The organism is Corynebacterium sp. MSK008 (assembly GCF_030232585.1).
Taxonomy (GTDB): Bacteria; Actinomycetota; Actinomycetes; order Mycobacteriales; family Mycobacteriaceae; genus Corynebacterium.
The window spans coordinates 1-1,434 of record NZ_JASPJX010000026.1; the positions used below are offsets into that span (position 1 = coordinate 1).

Genomic DNA, 1,434 nt, shown 5'->3' on the forward strand with positions numbered 1-1,434 from the left:
GTGTCTGAAGTCACGACATATTTGACGGGGTGTGCCTGCGGAAGGCGTCGTGATCCTTGACAGGTCAGTCGCGTCATTGTTGACACTTAGGGTTACCTCAGCCGTGTCGGTGACGTTTGACTGGTGAGTCGGGACATGTTTGACACCATGAACAGTCCCAACCGCAACCTCGCCATTGTCAGAGCTGTCAGAGACCAAGGCGGCACACCCACCAACGTTGCCAAGCGCTTTGGCATCTCACGGCAACGCGTCCACCAGATCCTCAACGCCTACGACGCCGGCGGCGCCGAGGCAATCGCACCGAAATCGCGCGCCCCTCACACCCACCCACACGCCGTCCCGGAGGCACTACGCAACGAAATCATCAGCATCCGCAAACAGCTCACCCGGCACGGACTTGACGCCGGGGCCGAAACCATTGCCTACCACCTCGAACAGGCCGGCAAACATGCCCCGTCAACGTCAACGATCCGCCGCATCCTCACCAAAGAAGGCTTGATCACCCCGCAGCCGCAAAAGAAGCCGAAAAGCTCTTACATCCGCTTCGAAGCGGCGATGCCCAACGAATGCTGGCAAGCCGACATCACCCACCTCTTCCTCGCTGATAACACACGCGTTGAAGTCCTCGACTTCCTCGACGACCACTCGCGATACCTGTTGTCAATCACCGCGGCCGCCGCATTTGCAGGCCCCGCCGTCGCCGCCGAACTCACCCGCTTGATCCACACGTACGGCCCGCCAGCATCCACGCTGACGGACAACGGTTTGGTGTTCACTGCCCGCCTAGCCGGGCGCAAAGGTGGAAGAAACGCGTTTGAAAAAGTGCTCGTCGCACACAAAATCCAACAGAAAAACGGCCGGCCCGGCCACCCCCAAACCCAAGGAAAAATTGAGCGGTTCCACCAAACCCTCAAAAAATGGATCAAAGCCCGACCCGCAGCACAAACCATTGATGAGCTGCAACAACTCCTCAACGAGTTTCGCCAATACTACAACTGCACCCGACCCCACCGCGCCCTGGACAGACGCACCCCACAGCAGGCATACACCACCGGAGTCAAAGCCACACCCAACGACAACCCCAAAGAAGAATGGCGAACCCGAAACGACACAGTCGACAAAAACGGCAAAGTCAGCGTGCGCTACGCCGGCAAACTCTTCCACCTCGGCATCGGACGCGGCTACAAACACAAGAAAATTCTCATGGTCATCACCGACAACCACATCATCACATCACTGGTCGAAACCGGAGAAGTCATCACCGAGCACTACATCGACACCGCCCGCGACTACCAAAAGGCCTACTGGAAACACGGCGACCCACCACTACGCCCCAAATGAACAAAACCGGCACCCCAGAACAAAAACAACTGGGATGCCGGTCCGTCCAACATGTCGCGACTCATGCGTCAAGCATGACGCGACTCATGACAT

The 1,434-nt window shown here is 57.9% G+C and carries 1 protein-coding gene; it reads left to right on the forward strand.

What is annotated here, in order from left to right; genetic code table 11:
• The first annotated feature begins 147 nt into the window (after nt 1-147).
• Nucleotides 148-1,341, forward strand: coding sequence for an IS481 family transposase (locus QP996_RS11715; protein WP_284872809.1), 1,194 nt, complete (start codon nt 148-150; stop codon nt 1,339-1,341).
• Nucleotides 1,342-1,434: the final 93 nt, after the last annotated feature.

Coding starts and splice junctions, on each gene's coding strand:
- QP996_RS11715 (WP_284872809.1), top strand. CDS start 148: ATGAACAGTCCCAACCGCAACCTCGCCATTGTCAGAGCTGTCAGAGAC.